The 20,085-nt window shown below is 59.9% G+C and carries 18 protein-coding genes; 10 read left to right on the top strand and 8 right to left on the bottom strand.

All coding sequences use genetic code 11. From position 1 onward, the window contains the following. The first annotated feature begins 8 nt into the window (after positions 1 to 8). The 5 genes from nikR (at position 9) to cho (ending at position 4,499) form a co-directional block, all read left to right on the top strand. On the top strand, positions 9 to 533 hold the full coding sequence (nikR, locus tag GRH90_RS14700) for a nickel-responsive transcriptional regulator NikR (protein ID WP_162366714.1): 525 nt from the start codon (positions 9 to 11) through the stop codon (positions 531 to 533). 201 nt (positions 534 to 734) lie between these two features. Continuing rightward, on the top strand, positions 735 to 1,838 hold the full coding sequence (gene cbiM / locus GRH90_RS14695; protein ID WP_162366713.1) for a cobalt transporter CbiM: 1,104 nt from the start codon (positions 735 to 737) through the stop codon (positions 1,836 to 1,838). A 4-nt stretch (positions 1,839 to 1,842) separates the two neighbouring features. Then, on the top strand, positions 1,843 to 2,706 hold the full coding sequence (gene cbiQ / locus GRH90_RS14690; RefSeq protein WP_162366712.1) for a cobalt ECF transporter T component CbiQ: 864 nt from the start codon (positions 1,843 to 1,845) through the stop codon (positions 2,704 to 2,706). Positions 2,707 to 2,738: 32 nt separating this feature from the next. Then, the gene (locus GRH90_RS14685) at positions 2,739 to 3,527 is read left to right on the top strand and encodes an energy-coupling factor ABC transporter ATP-binding protein (RefSeq protein WP_162366711.1); all 789 of its coding nucleotides are present in this window, start codon (positions 2,739 to 2,741) and stop codon (positions 3,525 to 3,527) included. 108 nt (positions 3,528 to 3,635) lie between these two features. Continuing rightward, the gene (gene cho, locus GRH90_RS14680) at positions 3,636 to 4,499 is read left to right on the top strand and encodes an excinuclease Cho (RefSeq protein ID WP_162366710.1); all 864 of its coding nucleotides are present in this window, start codon (positions 3,636 to 3,638) and stop codon (positions 4,497 to 4,499) included. 33 nt (positions 4,500 to 4,532) lie between these two features. On the opposite strand, the gene GRH90_RS14675 is transcribed toward cho, so the two are convergent. Together GRH90_RS14675 and GRH90_RS14670 are read right to left on the bottom strand one after the other, a co-directional pair. Further along, complete coding sequence (locus GRH90_RS14675) at positions 4,533 to 5,111, bottom strand: DUF1097 domain-containing protein (RefSeq protein WP_162366709.1); 579 nt, start codon at positions 5,109 to 5,111, stop codon at positions 4,533 to 4,535. A 409-nt stretch (positions 5,112 to 5,520) separates the two neighbouring features. Then, entirely contained in the window at positions 5,521 to 5,982 is a 462-nt protein-coding gene (locus GRH90_RS14670) for an Lrp/AsnC family transcriptional regulator (RefSeq protein WP_162366708.1), read from the bottom strand. 152 nt (positions 5,983 to 6,134) lie between these two features. On the opposite strand from GRH90_RS14670, the gene yedA reads away from it, so the two are divergent. Beyond that, the gene (gene yedA, locus GRH90_RS14665) at positions 6,135 to 7,106 is read left to right on the top strand and encodes a drug/metabolite exporter YedA (RefSeq protein WP_162366707.1); all 972 of its coding nucleotides are present in this window, start codon (positions 6,135 to 6,137) and stop codon (positions 7,104 to 7,106) included. Between the two features lie 187 nt (positions 7,107 to 7,293). Then, on the top strand, positions 7,294 to 8,751 hold the full coding sequence (locus tag GRH90_RS14660) for an MFS transporter (protein ID WP_162366854.1): 1,458 nt from the start codon (positions 7,294 to 7,296) through the stop codon (positions 8,749 to 8,751). Between the two features lie 94 nt (positions 8,752 to 8,845). Here the strand turns inward: GRH90_RS14660 and GRH90_RS14655 are convergent, their stop codons facing one another. From GRH90_RS14655 to GRH90_RS14645, 3 genes are all read right to left on the bottom strand, one after another. Continuing rightward, positions 8,846 to 10,402, bottom strand: coding sequence for a methyl-accepting chemotaxis protein (locus GRH90_RS14655; protein WP_162366706.1), 1,557 nt, complete (start codon positions 10,400 to 10,402; stop codon positions 8,846 to 8,848). Positions 10,403 to 10,669: 267 nt separating this feature from the next. Next, positions 10,670 to 13,159 carry a trimethylamine-N-oxide reductase TorA gene (gene torA / locus GRH90_RS14650; RefSeq protein ID WP_162366705.1) on the bottom strand — a complete coding sequence of 830 codons (2,490 nt, stop codon included), beginning with the start codon at positions 13,157 to 13,159 and terminating at the stop codon, positions 10,670 to 10,672. A gap of 13 nt (positions 13,160 to 13,172) precedes the next feature. Next, positions 13,173 to 13,862, bottom strand: coding sequence for a hypothetical protein (locus GRH90_RS14645; RefSeq protein ID WP_162366704.1), 690 nt, complete (start codon positions 13,860 to 13,862; stop codon positions 13,173 to 13,175). 281 nt (positions 13,863 to 14,143) lie between these two features. On the opposite strand from GRH90_RS14645, the gene GRH90_RS14640 reads away from it, so the two are divergent. From GRH90_RS14640 to speG, 3 genes are all read left to right on the top strand, one after another. Continuing rightward, the gene (locus GRH90_RS14640) at positions 14,144 to 14,767 is read left to right on the top strand and encodes a LysE family translocator (RefSeq protein ID WP_162366703.1); all 624 of its coding nucleotides are present in this window, start codon (positions 14,144 to 14,146) and stop codon (positions 14,765 to 14,767) included. Positions 14,768 to 14,971: 204 nt separating this feature from the next. Next, positions 14,972 to 15,301, top strand: coding sequence for a DMT family transporter (locus tag GRH90_RS14635; RefSeq protein WP_162366702.1), 330 nt, complete (start codon positions 14,972 to 14,974; stop codon positions 15,299 to 15,301). Positions 15,302 to 15,361: 60 nt separating this feature from the next. After that, positions 15,362 to 15,952, top strand: coding sequence for a spermidine N1-acetyltransferase (gene speG, locus GRH90_RS14630; RefSeq protein ID WP_178113163.1), 591 nt, complete (start codon positions 15,362 to 15,364; stop codon positions 15,950 to 15,952). Between the two features lie 76 nt (positions 15,953 to 16,028). On the opposite strand, the gene GRH90_RS14625 is transcribed toward speG, so the two are convergent. The 3 genes from GRH90_RS14625 to glgX form a co-directional block, all read right to left on the bottom strand. Next, entirely contained in the window at positions 16,029 to 16,499 is a 471-nt protein-coding gene (locus tag GRH90_RS14625) for a GNAT family N-acetyltransferase (RefSeq protein WP_162366701.1), read from the bottom strand. 34 nt (positions 16,500 to 16,533) lie between these two features. After that, positions 16,534 to 17,367, bottom strand: coding sequence for a hypothetical protein (locus GRH90_RS14620; protein WP_162366700.1), 834 nt, complete (start codon positions 17,365 to 17,367; stop codon positions 16,534 to 16,536). Positions 17,368 to 17,659: 292 nt separating this feature from the next. Continuing rightward, on the bottom strand, positions 17,660 to 19,807 hold the full coding sequence (gene glgX, locus GRH90_RS14615) for a glycogen debranching protein GlgX (RefSeq protein ID WP_376766084.1): 2,148 nt from the start codon (positions 19,805 to 19,807) through the stop codon (positions 17,660 to 17,662). Between the last annotated feature and the right edge of the window lie 278 nt (positions 19,808 to 20,085).

Here is a 20,085-nt window from a genome sequence, read left to right as displayed (position 1 = left end):
GATGCCCTATGCAGCGATTAACCATTTCCCTCGACGATCGGCTGGCGGCCGAGCTGGACGAACTGATGCGCCTGCGCGGCTACAGCAGCCGCTCGGAGGCGTTCCGCGACATGCTGCGGCGCGACCTGGGCCAGCAGGCGGCCGCCGCCGACCCCGAGGCGCCGTTTATCGCGGTGCTCAGCTACGTTTACGATCACCATGAGCGACAGCTGGCCACGCGCCTGACCGAACTGCAGCACGACCACCATGAATTGACCGTGTCCACCATGCATGCCCATCTCAGCCATGACGAGTGCGTCGAAACCGCCATCCTGCGCGGCCCGCTGGGAGTACTAACCGATTTTGCCCAGTCGGTGATCGCCCAGACCGGGGTGCGCCACGGCAGCATTAACCTGGTTCCGCTGGACGCGCCCGCCGCGCGCGACGCCAAAAAAATTACCGTCCATGCCGCTATGACGGCAGAGCATGGCCGCGCGGGCGATCGCGAGCAGGGTCATCGACATCCCCATAAGCACGCCCATAAGCACGCATAAAACCGCCGGCGGATGTTCACTATGGGCGCCGGGCTTGCAAATGTGCCCGCCGGGTTTTTGGCGGTTAATTGCGCCCGATCAATAACCCGGTATGATTTTTTCTGGAAAAGTATGAACGGCGGGGGCATACTGATTTTCACCCAGGTTTTAGCCCCTTAGCCACGCGGTGCGATGCGCGCGGTCTGAATACAGGGTTGTCCGATGCATATTCCCGATGGTTATCTCAGCCCGTCCACCTGCGCCGTTGCCTTCCTGATTGCCGCCCCGTTCTGGTGGGTGGCGCAAAGGCGCGTCCAGCGCCTGCTGCACACCCGCCTGGTGCCGCTGCTGGCGGTGGTGTCGGCGTTTTCCTTTGTGATCATGATGTTCAACCTGCCGCTGCCGGGCGGCACCACCGGCCACGCGGTGGGCATGGCGGTGGCGGCCATTGCGCTCGGTCCCTGGGCGGCGATACTGGCTATCTCGATGGCGCTGTTTATCCAGGCGGTCTTTTTTGGCGACGGCGGCGTTACCGCGCTCGGCGCCAACTGCCTCAACATGGCCATTGTCGGCCCGCTGGCGGCCTACGGACTCTACCGGCTGATTGCCGCCGGCTCGGCCATTACCGCCAGGCGGCGGGTGGTGGCCGCCGCCGCGGCCGGCTATTGCGCCATCAATATTTCCGCGCTGCTGGCGGCGGTGGAATTCGGCGTCCAGCCGCTGTTGTTCACCGATGCCGCCGGCACGCCGCTTTACGCGCCCTATCCGCTGTCGGTGGCCGTGCCGGCCATGCTGCTGGGCCACCTGACCTTCGCCGGACTTGCGGAAGCGGTGGTTACCGGCGGCATTGTCGCTTATCTGCAAAAAGCCAATCCCGACCTGCTGCGCGCCACCGCCGGTTCCGCCGGCAACGCGCCGCCGGCGCGCCTCTCCGGCTGGCGGCCGGTGCGCTCGCTGTGGCTGGGCATGGCGGTGGTGATGATTTTAAGCCCGCTCGGCCTGCTGGCCGCCGGTACCGCCTGGGGTGAATGGGGCGCCGCCGACTTTCAGGATGCCGGCGCCAGGGCCGAAATCACCCGCGCCTCCGGCAATATCGCGCCGCCACAGGGCGTGCCGGCCGGCATGCGGCGGCTGGAGGCGCTCTGGTCCGCGCCGATGCCGGACTACGCCCCGTCATTTATGCAAAACGCCCACGTCGGGTATGTGCTGTCGGCCATTATGGGCAGCGGAATGATCCTGCTGGCGTTTTACCTGCTGGCGCGCCTGACGCGACCCGCGGGCCTGACGCGACCCGCGGGCTATCGCCCGTCCTCCGGGCGTCGTTAAGGCGGTGCGGGAACCTTCCTTCAGCCACCGGCGCGCCCCGGTAAGCCGGCATTTTGTCGCCCGCCTGCTGGCGGGCCTGCAGGCGGCCATGGCCCATGCCGACGACGCGCAGCTTACGGCCGACCGGCCGGGCTGGCTGCAGCGGCTCGACCCGCGCGTTAAGCTCATCGGCCTTGGCGCGTTGATTTTCACCGCCGTCGCGGTGCATTCGCTGGCGGCCCTGGCCGGCCTGCTGCTGTCGGCGGTCATCATGGCGCGGCTCTCGGCGATATCGCTGTCCAGGCTGCTGCGCCAGGTATGGCTCGGCGTGCTGTTGTTTACCGGGATGCTGGCGCTGCCGGCGCTGTTTATGGTGCCCGGCGCGCCGCTGCTTACCCTGCCCTTCCCGCCGCTGACCGTCACCTGCCAGGGGTTGCGTTCCGCCGCGCTGCTGGTCGGCCGGGCGGAAACCTCGGCGACACTGACCCTGCTGCTGGTGTTGACCACCTCCTGGCCCCGCCTGCTCAAGGCGCTGCGTTCGCTGCGGGTGCCCAGGATGGCGGTGATGATCCTCGGCATGACCCATCGTTATATTTTTGTACTGCTCGGCAGCGCGATGGCGCTGTTTGACGCGCGGTCAAGCCGGATGGTCGGTCCCCTGCCGCCCGGCGAGCGCCGCCGCCTGGCGGTCAATGCCGCCGGCAGCCTGCTGGAACGCTCGCTCTATCTCAGCCAGGAGGTCCATTTGGCCATGCTGTCGCGCGGTTTTCGCGGCGAAATACGGCTGATGGACGATCTGCGCCTGCAAAAGCGGGATTGGCGGGCGTTGCCGGTATTTATGGCGCTGGCGCTGGCGGGGTTTGCCTGCCAGTGGCTGCGGTTACCCTGAGTGGTGGTTACCCCGGAAAAGGAGCGTTGCAGATGAACCAGGATCCGCCGTTAAACGAGCCGCAGCCGGTCTATGACTTACAGCGGGTGGGTTATGCCTATCAGTCGCAGCCCGCGCTGCTGGACATCACGCTACAGGTCCGGGCGGGCCAGCGTATCGCCCTGCTCGGCGCCAACGGCTCGGGTAAATCCACCCTGCTGCGGTTGTTGGACGGCCTGTATTTTCCCAACGCGGGCACCCTGCGGGCGTTCGGCCGCAGACTTGATGAAAACGCCCTGCGCGCGGACGCGGACGCGTATGCCTTCAGGCGGAGGGTTGGGCTGGTGTTCCAGAATTCGGACGTGCAGCTGTTTAACCCGACGGTGTATGACGAACTGGCCTTCGGGCCGTTACAGCTCGGCTGGGATAAACCGCGTATCGCCCGGCGTATCGACGCCATGCTGGAGCAATTCGGCGTCGGCCATTTGCGCCACCGCTCGCCCCACCGGTTGTCCGGCGGCGAGAAAAAACGCGTTGCCCTGGCGTCGGTACTGATTATCGAACCCGAAGTGTTATTGCTCGACGAACCCTGCAGCGGCCTGGATCCGCTAAGCCAGGGCAGTATGGTGCAATTCCTGCGCGACAGCCGCGGACGCACGCTAATCACCGCCACCCACGATCTGGCCATGGTTCCCGATATTGCGGATGACTGTATTGTGCTGCGTGAGGGGCGTCTGGCGGCCCGGGGCCGGACCGCGGCAATTTTATCCGACGGGGCGCTGCTGCGGGAATGCCATCTAGCCTGGCGCCGGCAGGAGGATGATAACCTTCAGCGGTTTTAACCCGCATAATGCCTCTTTAAATAACGTTTAGCCGTTATAATGCACTGTCGTATCAAAAAATAACCTGCTATGCTGTACATAACAACAGTAAAAAAAGAGTTCATGTCAGTGTCTAAACGTTTGTCCGCCGCCCGCAGGGAGTTCGACCCCGCCGAAGCCTATCAGTATCCGGAACATCTGCGCCAGTATCTCGACGGCCTGCCCGCCGCGCCGGGCGTGTATGTGTTTCATAGCGACAGCGACGTAATGCCGCTGTATATCGGCAAAAGCGTCAACATACGCAGCCGGGTGATGTCCCATCTGCGCACCGCCGAGGAAGCGCGCATGCTGCGTCAGTCGCGCCGCATCAGCTACCATCTCACCGCCGGTGAAATCGGCGCCCTGCTGCTCGAGGCGCGGATGATCAAGGCGTTGCAGCCGCTGCACAATAAACGGCTGCGGCGCAGCCGCCAGCTGTGCTCGATTCATCTGGCGCGGGGCATGCCCGTCATCGTCTCGGCCAAAGAAATCGATTTTGCCCGCACGCCGGATTTATACGGCCTGTTTTCCAGCCGGCGCTCCGCGCAGCAGGCGCTGTTGGATATCGGCGACGGCGAATTGTTATGCTACAGCCTGCTGGGCCTGGAAAAGCTCAGCCACGGCCGCCCCTGCTTCCGCTTTCATCTCGGCCGCTGCGCGGGCGCGTGCTGTGGCCAGGAGAGTCCGCAAGAGCACCAGCTGCGCCTGGTGGACGCGCTGCAGCAGATGCGCGTCGTGGCCTGGCCTTACCCCGGCGCCATCGGCCTGGTGGAACACAGCGGCGATCGGCGGCAAATCCACGTGGTCAACAATTGGTTCTATCTGGGATCGGTGGACAGCCTGGACCAGGCGGCGGCCCTGAACACCGTGGCGCGGGATTTTGATCGTGACGGCTATAAAATCCTGAGCGGGCCGATATTAAGCGGCCGCCATGAGATCATCGAACTGGCCTAGGCCGGTTATCTTCCCTGCCGCCCCGCGTCCCGCTCAACCGAGGTCCGCGCCATTGGATTCGTTACCCCGGGGCGCGGCCGGTTTCGCCAGGCCATTCCCACGCAACGGCCGCGCGGCGGCCCAATATCCGTGAAACGCCTGACAGGCCCAACCGGCGAATCCGCCGATGGCGGTCGCGCCGCCAAGGTGCGCAAAAGTTCCGGGCGACAGCCCCATTTCAGCGGCATGGAACGTCACCATACCGAGAAACCAGGCCAGCGTATTGTTGACGATACGGGTAGCGCGCAGGCCCAGGATCAGGATGGCGACCAAAAATACCACCAACGGCAGGGCCAGCGCGCCCAGGGGCGGCGATAATGCCGACATCGCCACATGGGAAACGGCTGCCAGGCTTATCCCCAGCCACAGGCAAATCATGGCGCACGCGCCTTCGCGCCATGACGCCGGGCGCGTGAACCAGGCGATCAGGCCGGCGAACATCACCCAGACCTCAAGCGCGAGAGCCGCGCTGCTCCAGGCGGCAAGGGCCGCGCTTACGGCGGCGGTCACGGTGAAAAGGATAAACTGCCCGGGGGGTTGACGGTGCAGGTCATCGCTTTGGCGGGTAGGCATGTCCGCACTCCTTTCGAAGTAGATTCACCCGATAAGATAGGCGACCAGTTAACGACGGTCGATGTCGCACAGCACATATTATCTTTGCGTTTTACGCGGCGGCATCCGCCGGCCATCGGATCCGTTACCGCCGCGCAACCAAAAAAAAACGGCCCTGGAAGAGGACCGCCTTTTGCCGGCAAATCTCGCCGTTAACCCGGGCATGCGCCGGGCAGCGCTATCGCCTAGTACAGGCTGTGTTTAGCCGCCTGGGCGTGGATCTTGCCTTGTTCCTTCAGGAACTTGTTAAGCTTACGTATAATTTTCATTGCAGATTCCTCACATTGCCTTGTTATTAATGCGATGCTAATCACACTTTTTCCGCAGTTTAAGCAAAATGAACCGGCGTGTCAATTTTTTGTGAAGATTATCAAACTTTTTTTAACCCCTCGGTAACCGCCGCGCCGGGCGGCGCAATACGCTCCACCGGCGCCGAGAGGATAATCGAGGTCTTGGTGGCGCCGAACTGGCTGATCCGCTCGATAAACGCTTCCATTGCCGCCATATCCCCGACCGCGCCGCGGATAATCACGCAGGCTTCGCCGGTTACCCTGAAGCACTGCAGGATTTCCGGGATCCGCGTCAGCATCTTCAGGGTATTTTGCCAGTGGTTATGGTTAAGCCGCAGCTCCACGATAAAAGCGATGGGCAGGCCGAGTTTTTCCAGGTTGACGTGGGCGTGGTAGCCGGTAATCACCTTTTTCGCTTCCAGCTTGGCCACCCGTTCCGCCACCGCCGGCGGCGAAAGGTTTACCCTTCTCGCCAGTTCGGCATAGGTCAGCCGGCCGTTTTCCACCAGCGCATGCAGTATCAGCTCATCATATTTATCCATAGGTGTCCCGTTTATCCGCCGCCGTTGAATCAAAGGTGTTATCAGGCTATTTTCGTGGTTTAACCGGCTGATTACGACAAAATAAGTGTATTGATCGGCATAAATAAAGGTTTACTAATCGTCCAAACGATAATGGTTTCAAAGGTAGTGAAATGCAATCTCGGGATTCTAACGGACTGAAGCTGGCCCTGGCGCTGTTTACGCTTTATATCATCTGGGGATCGACCTATTTTGTTATCCGCATCGGCGTGGGCAGTTGGCCGCCGCTGCTGATGGCCGGCGTGCGCTTTTTTATCGCCGGTATCGCGCTGTTTACCGTGCTGCGCCTGAAAGGCGACGCCATGCCATCACTGCGCCAGGCGGCTAACGCCGGCATGATCGGCATTCTGCTGCTGGCGGTGGGCAACGGTCTGGTGACCGTGGCCGAGCATATGCAGGTGCCGTCCGGCATCACCGCCGTGATTGTCGCCACCGTGCCTCTGTTCGCCGCCTGCTTCGGCAGTTTTTGGGGCCTGCGCGCCACGCGCCTGGAGTGGTTCGGCATCGTCCTGGGCCTTATCGGCATTATTTTGCTTAATACCGGCGGTAGCCTGACCGGCAACCCGCTTGGCGCGCTACTGGTGATCGTGGCCTCCGTCAGTTGGGCGTTTGGTTCCATCTGGAGCTCCAGGCTTGATTTGCCCAAGGGCATGATGGTCGGGGCGGTGGAAATGATCGTGGCCGGGACGGTGCTGCTTGCCGCCAGCCTGCTTAACGGCGAACGCCTGACCAGGATGCCGGACCTGGCCGGATTGCTGGCGGTGGGCTACCTGATTGTGTTCGGCTCGATGATCGCCATCAGCGCCTATATGTTTTTACTCTCCCATGCCCGTCCGGCGCTGGCCACCAGCTATGCCTATGTCAATCCGGTGGTGGCGGTGCTGCTCGGCATGGGGTTTGCCGGCGAACGCCTTAACCCGGTGGAATGGCTGGCGTTGGGCATTATTATCCTGGCGGTGACGATCGTCATGGTCGGCAAATCCTTCGGCGGCCACGGCAGGTCCGCCTCCCATTCCCTCGCGCCGGTCGACGCCGCGGATAGCCGACCGGCCGCAAAGGAGATCGATCCCGGGTCCGCGCGTTAGCCAAACGGCCGATTGGTAAACCAGTGCGATTTTTTGTATGACAAATCTTTTACGCAAGGTAAAGTGTTATGACCCGCCGGCGAACGGCCGGGGATCTTCGGACGGTGCCGGCATGGCCGGCCGGTGACAGTTGATAGCGTAAGGATTAAGTCAGGCAATGGCGAACGAGAAACAACCGACATCCCCCATGGAGGAAACCGACGCGCCCGACGCGCCGGAGGAGACCGCCTCCCGGGGGTTGTCGGGCATGGCGCTGCTGGTGGCCGGCGCATTTTTTATGGAATACATCGACGGCACGGTGATCGCCACCGCGCTGCCGCAGATGGCCCTGACCTTCGGCATATCGCCGGTGGATCTGAATATCGGCATGAGCGCCTATTTATTGACGCTGGCGGTGTTGATCCCGGCCAGCGGCTGGATAGCCGATCGTTTTGGATCGCGCCAGGTGTTTACCGTGGCGTTGGCCATCTTTACCCTGGCGTCCGTGCTGTGCGGGCTGACGCAAAATGTGCCGCAATTCGTGGTAATGCGCATCCTGCAAGGCGCGGGCGGCGCGCTGATGGTGCCGGTCGGGCGGCTGGCGGTATTGCGCAGCACCCCCAAGTCACAGTTGATCAAAGCCATCGCCACGCTCACCTGGCCGGCGCTGGTGGCGCCGATCCTCGGCCCGCCGCTGGGCGGCTTTATTACCGATTACGCCAGCTGGCGCTGGATCTTCTTTATCAACCTGCCCCTGGGGCTGATAGCGATTTTCGCCGCCTGGAAACTGATCCCCAATCCGCCGCGCGCCGCGCGGCCGCCGTTTGATCTGTTCGGGTTTATCGCCAGCGGCGCGGCAATGCTCAGCCTGGTCTATGGCCTGGAACTGACCGGGCGGCATGACGCGTCCTGGCCCTATATGATCCTGTTTTTAGCCTTGGGCGTGCTGGCGCTGGCGGTAACCGCCCGGCATTTGCAACGGGCCGAGCAGCCGATGATCCGCCTGGGTTCGCTCAAGGTACAGACCTTTCGCGTGACCATGGGCGGCGGATCGCTGTTTCGCATGGCGATAGGCGCGGTGCCTTTTCTGCTGCCCCTGCTGTTCCAGGTCGGGTTCGGCATGGATGCGTTCCACGCCGGGTCGCTGGTACTGGCGGTATTTGCCGGCAACCTGGCGATGAAACCGGCGACCACGCCGCTAATCCGCCATTTTGGCTTTCGCAAGGTATTGCTGGTTAACGGTACGCTGGCGGCGCTGTCGCTGCTGGCCTGCGCCTTCCTGACGCCGCAGACGCCGGGCTGGCTGACGCTGGCGGTGCTGTTTTTCGGCGGCCTGTGCCGCTCGATGCAGTTTACCGGCATCAGCACGCTGGCGTTTGCCGATATTCCGCAAAGCGACATGAGTTACGCCAATACCTTGTTCAGCACCGCGGTGCAGTTATCCATCGGCATGGGCATCACCATCGGCGCCATCGGCATCCGCCTGGGCGAACGGCTGGCGCCCTGGCTCGGGCTGGGGGATTTGCCGGGGATCGCCTATCGGCTGGCGTTCGTGCTGATTACCCTGATGTCGCTGCTCGGCCTGCTGGATCTGCTGCGGCTGCCGGCCAATGCCGGCGAGCTGGTCTCGCGCAAGCCAAGGCCCGGCAGGGCCAAGGCCGGTTAACATAACTGGCTGGTATTCAAGCGGTATAAAAAACGCCCGCTGGCGAAAACCCGTCACAGGTTTTAACCCACGGGAGCCTTCAACTCCGGTTGAATCAGGCGGTCTGGAAGAAACTGACCGCCCGGCGCAGCTCCTGCCCCTGCTCGGTCAGCGAACGGGCGGCGGCGGCGGCCTGTTCCACCAGCGCGGCGTTCTGCTGGGTGACCTGATCCATCTGGGCCACCGCCTGGCCGACTTCCCGGATGCCCATATGCTGTTCGCTGCTGGCGGTGGCTATTTCGCGGATAATGGCGGCCACTTTATCCACCGAACCGACCACTTCGTTCATCGCCTTGCTGGCGTTATCCGCCCGATCGGACCCGGCGCTGATCTTCTCCACCGTGCCTTCAATCAATGTTTTGATCTCCTTGGCCGCGTCGGCGCTCTTTTGCGCCAGCGTGCGCACCTCGCTCGCCACCACGGCAAATCCTTTACCCTGGGTGCCGGCCCGCGCCGCTTCGACGGCGGCGTTAAGCGCCAGCAGGTTGGTCTGGAAAGCAATACCTTCGATAACCGCAATGATGTTGACGATTTTTTTCGAACTTTGGGAAATATCGCGCATATGCGTCAGCATTTCCGCCACGATTTTACCGCCCTGGGTGGCGGTGCGCGAAGTGACCGCCGCCAGTTCGCTGGCTTGCCTGGCGTTATCGGCATTGTGGTGCACGGTCTGCGTCAGCTGCTGCATATTGGCCGAGGTCTGGATTAACGAGGCCGCCTGCTCTTCGGTGCGTTGGGAAAGATCGGTATTGCCCTGGGCTATCTGTCCGGAGGCCACCGATATGGATTCGCTGCCGCTGATAATACCGCTGATGGTGCCGCGCAGCTCCTGGCTCATGGTATTTAACGCCGCCAACAGGCTGCTGCCGTCCCTGGCGCGCAGCCTGATGCCGGTGGTCAGGTCGCCGGCGGCGATTTTACGCATAATCGCCGTGGCATAGGCCGGTTCGCCGCCCAGCTGGCGCCACAGGTTGCGGGAAATCACGGTGGCCAGCAGGCCCGACGCCAGCAGGGCGAACAGCGCCAGGCCGATCAGACTGTACTTGGCGATAATATATCCTTGGGCCGCCTGCGCCGCAGCCTTCTCGCTGCCGCTCACTTCCCTATCCACCATGGTCGCCAGATCCGCCATCAGCTGCGTACGGTATTTGCGCGACGTATCGCCGCTGATCTGGATGGCGCCGGTAACATCGTCAGCCGACATGGCCGCCACCATTTTATCATTCGCCTGGCTGAACTGATTGAAGTTAGCCATGATTTGGCTGAATAAGGCGGTGGAGCCTGCTGGAGTATTGAGGGCCAGGTAAGCATTTTGGGCGCGAAGAAAATTCGCCACCGCCTGCATCAGTTCCACCCGGTGTCCTTCCCGATCCTTTTCCGTCGCGGAGGCAATATACTGCACCTGCTGCAAACGCAGCTCGGCCAACACGCCGCGCATTTCCAGCGTATAGCGTACCCCCGGCAGCCAATTATTGCGATAGGCGTCGATATGGGTATTGTTGGCGCTCAGCTGGTAGAGCGACACGCCCCCCAGGCAAAGCATCAAGGCGATAATGATGGCAAAGCCGCTGAACAGCTGAACCATAAAGGGCAAATGAGTTAATTTTTTCATGACCGTGGCCATCCATGAAGAGAAGTATGGTCTATCGGCATAAAATAAGTGACGATGAGTATCCGGATGGGGTTTATTTACGTTCCGTGATCAACATGTCATTTTTGAAAACCAAGATGTCATACCAATTAAATGTCCGATCTGGTCAAGCCGAGGGTAATGGACCGCGGAGCGCCGGACGGGATCGGCAATAGCGCCGGCCGGCGCATGATGGCGCCCAGCGATGCGTCGCGGGGTCAATAATCGCCCGGCGCGCTGCCGGAACGATCAGATCGTCCTATCCGCACTGGCCGGCAGGTCATACGCATGATTAGCCGGCGGCACGCCCTGGTATTTTTCGATATTCACCTGCGCCATCTGGCCGCAGTTGCCCTGGGCCAGCCGGGAGGAGCCGATATCGAACGTCAGACAGTTGACGCTGCCGTTGGTGCATAGCGCGCCGGGCTGCGCCGCGTCGGCCGCGTCATACCAGGCACCCTCGCTGATACGCACCACGCCGGGCCGGATATCGCCGCTCACCACCGCGCCGGCCAGCACCTGGCCGCGATCGTTCCAGGCGCGCACCAGATCGCCGCTGTTGATGCCGCGCCGTCCGGCATCCAGATGATTAATCAGTATCGCCTCACGATCGGCCACCGCATACTTATCCCGCAGCGGCGTGTTGTCCAGCTGCGAATGCAGACGGTTGATGGGATGCCCGCTGGTCAGGGACAAGGGAAAACGTTCCGCTTCCGGCCCGCGATACCATTCATGGGGAGGCATCCAGGTGGGGTGGCCGGGACAGTCGTCATACCCCATCGCCGCCACGGTTGCGGAATAGATTTCGATTTTACCCGATGGGGTGCCCAGCGGATTGAGCAGCGGATCTTCGCGGTAATCGGCAAAACGCACCCAGCGCCGGCTGGCGTCCGGGATGGGAAAACACACATAGTTATTGGACTGCCAGAATACCTCGAACGACGGCAGGGCCACGTTATTTACCGCCGCCTGTTTTTGCATGGCGTCATACATGCCCGCCAGCCACTGCATTTCGCTTTTGCCGTCGGTAAAGGCCTGCTCCCGGCCCAGATGGGCCGCCAGGGCGCGGAAGATATCAAAATCGTTGCGCGCCTCGAACTGCGGCGGCACGCATTGATGCATCGGGAAGACATAACGCTGGGAATAATCGCCGCCCATATCCAGATCGTTGCGTTCGTAGCTGGTGGTGGCCGGCAATACGATATCGGCGTATTTGGCGGTAGCCGTCCAGTACGGCTCGTTCACCACTATGGTCTGCGGACGCCGCCAGGCGGTGATCAGGTTATTGATATCCTGGTGCTGTTGCAGGGTGTTGCCGCCCGCCACGTACACCATTTTGACCTCCGGATAGGTAACCTTGCCGCCGTTATGATCAATGGTTTTGCCCGGGTTCGCCAGGCAATCGGCGATGCGCGCCACCGGGATCGGGCGCGGTGCGCCGGCGGGGGCGACGCCCGCGGACATCCCGGCCAGCACGCCGCCGCGCGCGATGGGGCTGCCGCCCGAGGAATAGTGATAACTCAGGCCGAAACCGCCGCCCGGCAGGCCTATCTGCCCGAGCATGGCGGCGACGGTCACCAGCGCCCAGTGCTGCTGCTCGCCGTGATGCTGGCGCTGCATGCCCCAGCCGCTCATGATCATGGTGCGCTGCCGGGCCATATCGCGGGCCAGCTGGCGGATGGTATCGGCCGGCAGCCCGCAGATATCGGCGGCCCAGTCGGCGTCCTTCACCTGCCGGTCGGTTTCACCCGTCAGGTAGGCGGCAAAACGATCGAAACCCACGGTGTAATCATGCACGAAACCGGCGTTATACAGTTTTTCGGCCAAGAGCGTTTGGGCGATGCCCAGCAACAGGGCGCAATCGGTATAGGGCCGCGGCGCCAGCCATTCGGCGTCCAGCTCGCGCGCGCTCTCGTTATGTACCGGGTCGATACAGATCATGCGGGTGCCTTTTTGCCGCAGCGCCATAAAACCGCCGGGACCGACGTGATCCGGCACATTCCAGCTGTTTCTCAGCGTCACCATGGGGTTGCAGCCCCACAGCACCACCAGTTGGCTGTGCTCAATCACCTCCGGCCAGGTGGTTTGCTGTTCATACACTTCAATCGACCCCACCACGTGCGGCATAATCACCTGGGCGGCGCCGGTGGAATAATCCCCGGTGTATCCCAAAAACCCGCCCGCCAGGTTCATCAGCCGTTTCAGAAGAGCCTGGCAGTTATGCAGCATGCCGACGCTTTTCCAGCCATAGGACCCGGCGTAAATGGCCTGTGGACCGTGCTCTTGCTGCACCCGGATGATTTCGTCGCCCACCAGCCGCGTCGCCTGCTCCCAGCTGACGCGCACCCACTGGTCGCGGCCGCGCAGTTCGGTACGGCTGCCGGGGCCGCCCTCCAGCCAGCTTTTGCGCACCATGGGATAGCGCACCCGATTGCCCGCGTGGACCTGATGCGGCGCCATGCCGATCAGCTCATTCGGCGCCGGGTCGTCGCCTACCGGCCGCGCGTCCAGCATCCGGCCATCCTCGACGGTGGCCTCGAACGCGCCCCAGTGCGCGGCGCTTAACAGGCCGCCGGACGCCGCCCTCAGGGCGCTGAACTGCGGCAGCGCCTGGCTGACCGCCTGCGCCAGCGCCGAGCGCGACCATTGTCCGCCCAGCCACGACGCGCCGGCCAGCGCCCCGCAACCATAAAGGAAACGGCGGCGGCTCACGCCCGCGGCTGAAAATGCTTTAGCCATAACGGCCTCCTGTTCAGGGGTGGGCGGCATCGGCCGGCATATCGCCGGCGTGCTGTTGCACATACTGGGTCAGCAGGCGGATCTGCTCTTTATCCAGCGAGGTGCGCGGCGCCATGCCTTTCATCACGCCGATCCATTGGTTGGCGGTGAAGTTGCGGGTAGCGGGCAGCGCGTGGCAACCGCCGCAGTTGGCCGCCATGCTCCCGGCGGCGGAACGCCAGATTTTTTGCCGGTCGTCCAGCAGGGCGGCCTTCGGCAGCCAGACGTCCAGCGCCACCTGATGCCATATCTGCCCGGCGGGCTGGTCTGCGGCATCACCGATAATCTTCAGCTGCGCCCTGGCGGTTTCGTTTAACGAGGCGCTGATAATACGTTTACCGACAGCGGCATAGATCACGCCGTCGGCGCCCTCCTGCTGCCAGCCGCCGAGGGTGGCCTGCACCCTGTCGCCATCGCGCCGGATAACGATCAGTTCGGTGGCGGGCGTCAGGGTTCCCGCCTGGACGGACAGATCGGCGCCCAGGAAAAACGGCTGGCTGCCGATGGTAAACAGCCGGGCGGCGCTGTCGTTTGCCGCCGCGGCCGCGGCGGCCAGATCCCCGGCGGCAAACGACGGCCGGATGCATAACATCGCGGCCAACAGCAGCCATCCGCCGGCGCTGCGGCGGATGCCGACGGCCGGGGGCAGTAAGCTTGACATCATGGAGCTTCCCTTTAAAACCCCGGCCGGGCGCCGGGTAAGGAACCATTATGTCCATAATGACCAGGACGATATTGATCGAACATAATGAATGAGGGAAACAGGGCCAAAAAACCTGCCCTGTGCGTTGCCGGGGATGTTTTTAACGCGCGCCGGCCGGGGAAATATCACCGGCCGGCGCCAATGCTATCGCGCGGATAAAAATTCCGTGAGATAACTAGAGGACCGGCTGGCAACGGTGGCGTCCACTACCTGGCGACGCCGTCTGGATTGAGGAGAAGGATATGTTTGGGGAACTGTTCCCGGTGATGACCATCAGCGTCGCCCTGTTAATTGGCGCCATGAGCCCCGGGCAGAGTTTTGTGCTGGTGGCCAAAACCTCCCTGTCATCCTCCCGGCGGGATGGTCTGGCGGCAGCATTGGGTATGGGCGTCGGCAGCGCCGTGTTCGCGGTTATCGCGTTATCGGGCCTGCATTCGGTATTGCTGACCGTGCCATGGCTTTATTCGGCGCTCAGGCTGGCGGGCGGCCTCTATCTGTTCTGGCTGGCTTTCGGTATGCTGCGCGGCGCCGGTAAACCGCTGGTAATCGAGCGCGGGAGACCACATTTTACCGGCGTCAGGAAGGGCTTTAGCTACGGATTACTGACCCAGTTGTTCAATCCCAGCACCGCGCTGGTCTTCGGTAGTGTTTTTGCCGCCCTGCTAAGCCATACTATTCCCTGGCATCTCTATCTCATCCTGCCCGCCCTGGCGTTTATGATCGATTTCCTATGGTACGCCCTGGTAGCCTATGCGCTCTCTTCAGCTGGGCCGCGCGCCGCCTATCTCGGCTGCAAGGCGTGGATAGACTGCCTAGGCGGCGGCGTGATGGCGCTATTAGGCATAAAGCTGATTATCAGCAAATAATATTATTTGCCACCGACGTCGGCTATCCGGCGCGGCGCGAACGGACATCGAAAAGCTATCCCGGGCGTATTAACCTGTAACAGATTCACGTTAGCATAATCACTACAGAGATTATTCACCGAATTTGTCATAATATTGCCAATTTTCTTATTGAGGGGGGTTGTGATAATATCGGCAGCCCTTTAAAAACCAAAGAATAATCTTATGACCTATGTGTACCTGGTAATAGCCATTATTTCTGAAGTGATTGCCACGAGTTCGTTGAAAGCGTCGGCCGGTTTTACAAAAATTTACCCTTCCATTGTCGTTATCGTCGGGTATTGTATTTCATTCCTATTGCTATCGCTGGTGCTTAAAACCATGCCGATGGGCGTCGCCTATGCGGCATGGGCAAGCTTAGGCATTGTATTCATTGCTGTTTTTGGTTATTTCTTTTTTGATCAAAAACTCGATATCTACGCCATATTGGGCATGGCAATGATTATCGGCGGCGTGCTGGTAATGAATGTCGTGTCAAAATCAACCAGTCATTAATTAGCTATACTATTATTAATTAATTATTCCGTATATTAACAAGTACTATTGGTAAATATCATGATTGTGGAAAATGCGATATCACATAGTTACAATATCAAACTTCATCCGTTGGAACGCGAGGATCTGCATTTCGTCCATCAGCTGGATAATAATGAAAGTGTCATGCGTTATTGGTTCGAGGAACCTTATGAGGCGTTTGTCGAGCTTAACGATCTCTATGACAAGCATATCCATGACCAAAGCGAACGGCGTTTTATTATTGATAAGGAAGGCGTCAGCATCGGCCTGGTGGAATTGGTGGAAATCAATCATGTCCACCGCCGCGCCGAATTCCAGATACTGGTCGATCCCGCCCACCAGGGCCAGGGCTACGCCAGCATTGCCGCGCAGCTGGCCATGAACTACGGTTTTATGGTGCTTAACCTGCATAAGCTGTACCTGATTGTCGATCAGGAGAATGAAAAAGCGATCCATATCTACGGCAAGCTGGGGTTCAAGGTCGAAGGCGTGTTGCTGAAGGAATATTTTGTCAACGGCGAATACCGCAATACCATACGCATGTGTATCTTCCAGGACGAATATCTGGCCGGCAAGGCGGCGTTGAACGGCCGCGAACAGCACAAAGAGCATGCGCCGCCCGCGCCGTAATGCCATTAAGGAATTGCCCAGCAACGGTGTTTTGGTTATAGAAATGCAGCGGGCCGTGTCTTGTGCATAGCAATGATCAGGAGCCCACATCCGTCACGGTCTTACGCATATAGATGCTCAGGGGATCCTCCTGGTAATCGCCAAAGGGGCCGGTGCGGACAAATCCATGCTTTTCATACAGTCCCACGGCATCCATTTGATAAATACCGGTTTCAAGATACAGGGCCGGCAGGGCATCCCGGCGAGCCCAATCCTCCAGACCCGCCAATAACGCCGACGCGATACCGTAACCGCGAAAAACCGGATCGACGAACAGGCGTTTGATCTCGGGCAGGTTAGGGTTATCCAAATACAGGCAAACGCAGCCGGCGGCCTGCGCCCCAGCCCGCGCCAGCCAGACCCGGGCCCTTGCGGCGCGCAGCGCGCCGACCGGCACGCCGTGGTTACTGGCGGCCGGATACAACGGCAATTGATAGTCATCCAGTTTGGCGACCAGCAGGGCAAAATCCTGATCGTCCAGGCCAACCGGCATGATGGTGAAATTCATAAAGCTCCCAAGGCGCCCAAGAGGACAACTTTCATTATATTTTTATTTTGTAAAATTCCCTGGTGGTGAACACTTCCGAACTGCAGTTAACATAAAAATCATCCAACAACGACATGGCATTATCAAGATAAACCGAGATATCGCAGCCGTAGTCAATTTTGCTTTTCATCAGTGTATTGGTCGGCAGGGTTTTATTGATACGGGTGATGGCCGCCTTGCAGCCGCGCTTATCGGCAATAATCACCCGCTCCGGCGTAATAAGCCTCACATTCCAGCCCGCGTCGATAACCGTGGCCCTGACGTCAAAATCCTCGCCGGCTACCTGGGCCACATCGCGCATGATATTCACCTGCTCGAGTATAAAGGCCTTCACCGAGTCGGGGTCCAGGACAACTTTCTGATAAGGTTCCAAAATCCTGCTCAGCACGCCTTTGACGATCAGCGTGATCTCCGTATCTTTGTTAAACTGAAAATAGGAACCATAACCATCGGTAAATACCAGATCCTGCCGCTTATCAAAAAAAACCGGCGCCAGATCGATTAGTTTATCGTGAATTTGCGCATCCAGCTTAAACGCCACGCCCCGCTCGGCGCGATGCTGGTTCGCCCAAAGCTTAACGGCCTCGTCTATCTTTTGATTTCTGACATAGGACATTGCGTAATAATTGGTTTTAAGAAACTTATTAACATCCACCAGTTCTTTGAATAATACATCCGACTGGATAAAACTGAGGTTAAATTCCCGAGCCAATACAGACTGGGTTAAAAAGGGCTTGTCCAGCATCAGGTATACCGCGTTTAACAACAAATCGTCACCAAATTCAAATTGGCGGATAAATCTTAATGGGCTGTAGCGGAACGTATTCATCTCTTATCAAGTCCCATAATATATTGCTGCCACCATATCACGGGCAAGGCAACCGATACGTTTTCTGGTCGACCGCATCCAAACTATTCACGTTTAGAGAGTATCGGCAACGGGACATGAATATTTAGCGAAAAAACGCCGTAAAATCCCGCGCGGCGCGCATGGGCGGCGAGGGACAAATCAAGAGGGAATACCTGGCGTCGGGCTTAGACCCCATGTGCTAAAGGGAGAGCGCGCCAATAGGGCCGGACGGCCTTCCCAGGCCGCCCGATCGCACCCAGTCAAAGGGGGTTTACGCCACCACCATAGTGGTCTTGGTGTTCACCAGTTCAAACAATACCACCGTCCGCGACGGACAGGTATAGGCATGGCCGAACCCAAAGCTATGCTCATTGATATCGTCCGGCTGGTAGGTGTCAAAAATATGCCGCCAGCCGTAACCGTGCGCCACCTCGGGCAAGGTAAACACCACATCCTCATGGGACGCGCTGAACAGCAACAGCACGGTGCTCTGTGAACCGACCCGCAGCAGGCCGGTGGGCTGCGCGCGGCCGTCCAGCAGCATGCCGATGCTTTTCAGGTTGCCATCGCCCCAGGCCTCCTCCGACATCTCCTCGCCATTAGTCTGGACCCAGGTCACATCCTTGATATTCAGTTTTTCATTCAGCTTGCCGCTAAGGAACCGCCCGCGATGCAAAATCGGGAAACGATTACGCAGGGCAATCAGCCGATAGGTAAACAAAATCAGGGACTCGCCCTTATCGTCGATTTTCCAGTTAACCCAACTGATATCGCCGTCCTGGCAATAACCGTTATTGTTACCCTGCTGGGTACGGGCAAATTCGTCCCCCGCCAGCAGCATCGGCGTACCCTGCGAAAACATCAGCGTCGCCAGCATATTACGCATCTGCCGCAGCCGCAGCTCGCAGATCGCCGGATCGTCGGTTGGCCCTTCCGCGCCATAGTTGGCGGAGATATTGTCGCTATGGCCGTCGCGGTTATCCTCGCCGTTGGCGTCGTTATGCTTTTGCTCATAGGACACCAGGTCATTAAGCGTAAAACCGTCGTGGGCGGTAATAAAATTAACCGACGCATGGGGTTTACGCCCGCGATGATTAAAGATATCGGCGGAGCCGGCCAGACGGGTGGTAAATTCCGCTAACTGCCCTTCGTCGCCGCGCCAGAATTTACGCACCGAATCGCGGTAGCGATCGTTCCATTCCGACCATCCAGGCGGAAAACCGCCCACCTGATACCCACCCGGGCCACAATCCCAAGGCTCGGCAATCAGCTTGCATTGGCTGAGGATCGGGTCCTGCCGACAGGTATCCAGGAAACCGCAGCCTTCGTCAAATCCGTAAGCCTCGCGTCCCAGGATAGTCGCCAGATCAAAACGGAAGCCGTCGACCTGCATCTCGGTGGCCCAGTAGCGCAGCGAATCCGTCACCATCTGCAATACCCGCGGATGGCTCAGGTTCAGGGTGTTGCCGGTACCGGTATCGTTGATGTAATAGCGCTTTTCCTCGGGGAACAGCCGGTAATAGCTGGCATTGTCGATGCCTTTGAGCGACAGCGTCGGGCCGAGCTCATTGCCTTCGGCGGTATGGTTGTACACCACGTCCAGGATCACCTCGATGCCGGCAGCGTGCAGCGTGGCGATCATCTGTTTGAATTCATTTACCGTCGAGGTGGCCATATACTGCGGATGGGGAGCAAAAAAACACAGCGTATTGTAGCCCCAGAAATTATGCAGGCCGTTTTCCTGTAAATGGCGATCGTCGGCAAAGGCATGGATCGGCATCAGTTCGATGGCGGTCACGCCGAGGGATTTAATATAATCGACAATCTGCGGCGTGCTGAGCGCGGAAAAGGTGCCGCGCAAATGTTCCGGTACCGCCGGGTGGCGCATGGTATACCCGCGCACATGGGTTTCATAAATCAGCGTTTTTTCCCAGGGGATAAAACTTTTACCGTTAGCCGGCCACGAAAACGCCGGATCGATGACCCGGCATTTCGGCATAAAAGGCGCGCTGTCGCGCTCGTCAACGCTCAGATCTTTATCTTCCGCCTCCGCCTCCATATCGTAGGCAAACAGCGCATCGTCCCATGTCAGCCCGCCCCAGATCTGCTTGGCATAAGGATCGAGCAGCAGCTTGGACGGATTAAAACGATGTCCTTCCTCCGGCGCATAGGGGCCGTGGACCCGGTAGCCGTAAAGCAGGCCGGGACGCGCGTCCGGCAGATAGCCGTGCCAGACCTCGTCGGTATATTCCGGCAGCTCGATACGGTCATACTCTTCCCCTTCCTCGGTGAACAGGCACAGCTCCACTTTGGCGGCATGGGCGGAGAAAAGAGCGAAATTGACGCCCAGGCCGTCCCAGGTTGCGCCCAGGGGCACCGGCATGCCTTCCCGGACGCGCGTTTTGCGATCCGCGTCCAGGCGACTGACGATATCGGTATCGGTATTGGGATGGGCAATGCGCACCCCTTTGTCATCAATGGTTACCACGACCTGGTTATCGACTTTGCTCGCCATGGTGGTGGTAGTGGTCGGAATAACAATTTCATTTACCTTCGACGATCCCTTAGCCATCAAATTCGTCTCCTGCGCATATTTTTTTAGTCCATCCAATCAAGACGCCGCCCGTTGCCCGCGCAGCGGCCGGCATCCGGTGAATAACCACGATCCTGCCCATCGGGGCATGGGGGTAAACGGCA

The sequence above is a fragment of the Acerihabitans arboris genome (assembly GCF_010131535.1).
In the GTDB taxonomy this organism is placed as follows: Bacteria; Pseudomonadota; Gammaproteobacteria; order Enterobacterales; family Enterobacteriaceae; genus Acerihabitans; species Acerihabitans arboris.
This window is presented reverse-complemented; position numbering and strand designations above follow the sequence as displayed.